Annotated in this window: 5 protein-coding genes; all 5 read left to right on the top strand. The window is 47.0% G+C overall.

Annotated elements, in window-relative coordinates; all coding sequences use genetic code 11:
• Positions 1-279 precede the first annotated feature (279 nt).
• The 5 genes from speB to RIC07_RS28180 all read left to right on the top strand — a co-directional run bounded on the left by speB (position 280) and on the right by RIC07_RS28180 (position 4,797).
• Positions 280-1,188 carry an agmatinase gene (speB, locus tag RIC07_RS28200; protein ID WP_446397412.1) on the top strand — a complete coding sequence of 303 codons (909 nt, stop codon included), beginning with the start codon at positions 280-282 and terminating at the stop codon, positions 1,186-1,188.
• 99 nt (positions 1,189-1,287) lie between these two features.
• On the top strand, positions 1,288-1,842 hold the full coding sequence (locus RIC07_RS28195; protein WP_446397411.1) for a thioredoxin family protein: 555 nt from the start codon (positions 1,288-1,290) through the stop codon (positions 1,840-1,842).
• Positions 1,843-2,076: 234 nt separating this feature from the next.
• The gene (pyrH, locus tag RIC07_RS28190) at positions 2,077-2,805 is read left to right on the top strand and encodes a UMP kinase (protein WP_446347307.1); all 729 of its coding nucleotides are present in this window, start codon (positions 2,077-2,079) and stop codon (positions 2,803-2,805) included.
• Positions 2,792-3,340 (top strand): ribosome recycling factor, encoded by a 549-nt coding sequence (gene frr / locus RIC07_RS28185; RefSeq protein ID WP_446377266.1) that lies wholly within the window; start codon positions 2,792-2,794, stop codon positions 3,338-3,340. Before pyrH ends, frr begins: the two co-directional genes overlap by 14 nt.
• Positions 3,341-3,672: 332 nt before the next feature.
• Positions 3,673-4,797, top strand: a complete 1,125-nt coding sequence (locus RIC07_RS28180) for a geranylgeranyl reductase family protein (RefSeq protein WP_446397410.1) — start codon at positions 3,673-3,675, stop codon at positions 4,795-4,797.
• The last annotated feature ends 147 nt before the right edge of the window (positions 4,798-4,944 follow it).

Raw genomic sequence — 4,944 nt, 5'->3', positions numbered from 1 at the left:
GGTTAAGGCTGATATCGAGCAACAACGCCGGGTATCAGCCAAGCGCAAGCGTTAACGGTCATCGACCAAAAGTTACACCGTGGACTTATACCAAGGCAGAATTACTTATGGGTAGGTTTGTCTAGGTTTTTAGAAGCGGTTACTATTTACATTCTGTAATAAAATAGCGTTTTGCGAGATCAACCTGAGTAGAGACGTTGCATGCAACGTCTCTACCATGATGCCTTTGTCTCGTCTTGTGTCAAAATTAACCTTAAGAAATTGTTTGGTGCGTCCTCTATGTTGGTGCAAACGTCTGCTGCTGTTATCCCGTTCCTGGGATCGGAAATACAGGCATCCTATAAAGCGTCACAAGTGGTTATTTTGCCAATTCCCTACGAGGCAACCACAACCTATCGTAAAGGCACAGAAAATGGACCCGATGCGCTCTTGGAGGCGTCAATCCAGCTCGAATACTACGATGATGAGTTGGAACGGGAGATTTGTAAAGACGCTAGGATTTATACTCACGGTGCGATCGCAGATACCAGAGGCGGACAACGGATTTCTGCCCAAACCATGCTGACAGATACTCGCGACACCGTATCTGGGCTTATCGATGATGGTAAATTTGTGATTGCGATCGGGGGTGAACATAGTATTACTACAGGAATTGTAGATGCCTACCGCCAAAAGAGCCACGAACCCTTTACCGTGGTGCAAATAGACGCCCACGGAGATTTACGCCACGAATATGAAGGCTCAATTTATAACCACGCCTGTGTGATGCGTCGGATTGTGGATATGGGACTACCCACATTACCCGTCGCCATTCGCAGTCTTTGTCAAGAAGAAGCGGACTTAATTAAACAAAAATCCATCCCCGTAATTTGGGCGCGACACATTGCCCAAAATCCCCACTGGATAGAGGAAGCGATCGCGACTATCCCAACAGGGCGAGTATTTATTACCATTGACTTAGATGGCATTGATCCGGCTTCAATGCCAGGGGTTGGCACTCCTGAACCGGGTGGGCTGAATTGGTATGCACTCCTAACCTTTTTGCGACGATTGTTTGAAACCCATCAGGTCATCGGTTGCGATGTAATGGAGTTGGCTCCCGTGGTTGATTCAGTGGTCTCCCAATTTAGTGCCGCTAAACTGGTTTACAAACTCATCGGCTATCAAACTCTGGCACAAAGGTGGTAGCGATGGCTGAAATTCACTGCCTGATCCAGGAGGATCGGCAAAGGGGAACGGGAAAAAGGAAAGAACGAACACATTGTCAAACACACACCGTAACACGATATGAGTCTGAAGGAAAAACACGGCACACCCATTGGCAGTTATGCTCCCGATTTTGAGCTTTTAGGCACTGATAAGGATGTTCACCACCTATCCCGGTATCTAGAAAGGTGGCGAGGAGTAGTGGTAATTTTCTTGAGTAATAACTGTCCTGACTCTGCCGCTTATGTAGACAGACTCAAACAACTGCAAAGCCGATTTAGGGAACAGGGATTTATCCTGATTGGCATTAACTCCAACGATGCTAACCAATCTCCCGAAGATAGTTTTAGTCAGATGCAGCAGTTTGCCAGTAGTAGAGGGTTTAATTTTCCTTACCTGTGGGACCCAACTCAGGACGTGGCACAAGGATTTGGCGCTTCAAAAACCCCAGAAGCCTTTGTGATTGATGGACAGGGAGTCTTGCGCTACAGAGGTCAAATTGACGATAATAGCCAACATCCCGAAGCCGTCAACGAAGCTTACGTCAAGAATGCGATCGCCGCATTACTGGCTGGGGAAACTATCTCACCCCAATCCACTCCCACCTTGGGTAGTCCCCTAGTATGGCGTCGTTAGTGAGCAGAGAGAGCCAGAGCAACGGAGGAGCTGTGGAGAATCAGTATTTGATTTGAAGCCACCTGACACCAGTAATAGTTAACTGGAACTCGTGAATACCATAAGAATTTGTATTTTAGCACCACGGGTGTTAACAACAATCAAACTTCGTTAGAGTCACAGCACTCTGTCAGAATTATCGGTAGACTGTTATCGTATGGGCAAGGCAATAGTCAAGAAAGAAAGAGTCGTAGCATGGGGATGAAATACCGACGGGTTTTACTAAAAGTGAGCGGTGAAGCCTTGATGGGCAAACTGAGCTACGGCATTGATCCAGGAGTCGTTCAGGACATCGCTGCTGAAATCGCCGAAGTCGTGGCAAGTGGCATCCAAATGGCAATCGTCGTCGGTGGTGGCAACATTTTTCGCGGTTTGAAAGCGGCTGCTGGCGGAATGGATAGGGCAACGGGTGATTATATTGGTATGATTGCCACAGTCATGAATGCCATGACTCTACAAGATGCCTTAGAACAAATGGGAATACCTACCCGTGTGCAAACCGCGATCGCGATGCAAGAAGTGGCAGAACCCTATATCCGTCGCCGTGCCATTCGTCACCTCGAAAAAGGGCGAGTGGTAATTTTTGGCGCAGGTTCGGGGAATCCCTTTTTCACCACGGACACGACGGCAGCTTTACGAGCCGCCGAAATTGATGCGGAGGTGATCTTTAAAGCCACGAAAGTCGATGGGATTTATGATTGTGATCCCCAACTAAATCCCCAGGCTCGCCGTTATCATACGCTGCCCTATCACTATGTCCTCGCTCAAGATTTGCGGGTGATGGATAGTACGGCGATCGCTTTATGTAAGGAAAATAATATCCCAATTATGGTATTTGATTTGACAGGGCGGGGTAATATCCGCCGTGCTGTTCAAGGAGAATCTGTCGGAACAATTGTGGGAGGTTTTTGTGAAGTTAGCTGACGCTGAAAGTCAAATGAAGAAAGCCGTTGAAGCAACGCAACGGGGTTTCAATACCATTCGTACCGGTCGGGCGAATGCCAGTCTATTGGATCGAGTGATGGTGGAATACTATGGTAGTCCTACCCCCCTGAAGTCTCTGGCAAGCATTAATACGCCAGATGCTACCACGATTACGATTCAACCCTATGACAAGAGTACACTGACTCTGATTGAAAAATCGATTTCTTTATCGGATATTGGCTTAACTCCCAATAATGACGGTCAAGTCGTGCGACTGAATATTCCTCCCTTAACGAGTGAACGCCGCCAAGAATTTGTGAAGATGGCGGGTAAGTTAGCTGAGGAAGGAAAAGTCTCGATTCGGAATATCCGTCGTGATGCGGTTGACTCAGTTCGTAAACAGGAGAAAAGTAGCGAAATTTCTGAAGATGAAGCCCGTGATCTGCAAGATCAGATTCAGCAATTGACGGACAAGTACACGGCTAAAATTGATGACTTGTTAGCGGCAAAAGAGAAGGACATTACCACGGTTTAAAGATTAGGGCAACATCCGATTGGAGTAAAGTTGCAGCAGTAGGGCGGGCATCTTGCCCGCTTCTCCAGTCTGATGGGGGAGATAGGGGAATTGTAGGGGTTTGGTCTCCAAACCCCATTTCTTATGTAGGGGCGGGTTTCACTGCTATCGTTTGAAATGGTGCGTTACGCTTCGCTAACGCACCCTACACCCTACACCCGCCCCGACTAAATGACGAATGACCAATGACCAATGACCAATGACCAATTCCCCAGTTTCTTGGTAAACTATGTCAGAGGTTTAAAGTAATACCTCCTTGCCGCACTCATGAGTTTCTTAATCCATAAAGCCTAATGTTTGACTGCATTATTGTTGGGGCAGGTCCTGCAGGGGGAACCGCAGCCTACCACCTCGCCAAGCGAGGGCGATCGGTACTGATTCTAGAAAAAGATTCTTTACCCCGATACAAGCCCTGTAGTGGTGGTGTGTCCCCAAGCGTGCAACAGTGGTTTGATTTTGATCTTGCACCTGCGATCGCACTCAATGTCAGCCGAGTTCGCTACACCTGGCAAATGGATGATCCGGTGGAGGTCAATCTCAAAAAACAAAAACCCGTCTGGATGGTACAGCGAGATGTTTTTGACCAGTTTTTGATCGAACAGGCAAAAGAGCAAGGCGCTCAACTGCAAGACCAAACCACTGTCACGGGTATTGAATTTAAAGGCGATCGCTGGCAGGTTAACACAACCAATGAACCCCTGGAAGCCCGTTACCTGATTGCGGCGGATGGTGCCAATGGTCCTATGGCAAAATGGTTAGGCTTTAAAGATCGTCCTCAGCGGATGGCGGTGACGCTAGAAGCCCCCAATCCCGCCCCGACAAGCAGTGATCCAACAATCCATTTTGACTTTGGGCAAGTGAAAAATGGCTACATCTGGAATTTTCCCAAAACCGATAGCTATTCGGTTAGTGTGGGGACGTTTAAGGGGAATGACAAGCAGGATTTACAAAAGATAGGCACAAAGTATATTCAGCAACTCAATATTGATCCGAAACTCTGTCAGGTTCACAGTCATCCAATGTGTTTGTGGGATGGGAACCAAAAGTTACACGGGCAAAACTCCCTATTGGTTGGTGATACCGCTTGTTTGGCTGATCCGTTTACGGCTGAAGGTATTCGTCCCTCTATCTTTAGTGGTGTCAAAGCAGCAGAGGCAATTGATGCGGCTTTAGGCGGTCAAACCAACGCCCTAACCCAGTATACCCAGGTGATTCAGGACGAATGGGGTAACGAGATGGTTTGGGCGAAACGTTTAGCGGGTGCCTTCTATGGTTTTCCAAAAATCGGCTATAAGGTAGGCGTGAAGCGACCTTCAGCGACTCTGATTATGCTGCAAATTTTATGCGGGGAATTGAAGTATTCAGAGGTGGCAGGTTTTGCTCTTAAACGTTTAAGTGGTGGATTCTTCTCACGGTAGGGTTGTCATTCGTCATTTGTCATTTGTCATTTGTCATTTGTCATTTGTCATTTGTCATTTGTCATTTGTCATTTGTCATTTGTCATTTGTCATTTGTCATTTGTCATTTGTCATTTGTCATTTGTCATTTGTCATTTGTCATTTGTC

The organism is Coleofasciculus sp. E1-EBD-02, assembly GCF_040218245.1.
Taxonomy (GTDB): Bacteria; Cyanobacteriota; Cyanobacteriia; order Cyanobacteriales; family Coleofasciculaceae; genus Coleofasciculus.
This window is presented reverse-complemented; position numbering and strand designations above follow the sequence as displayed.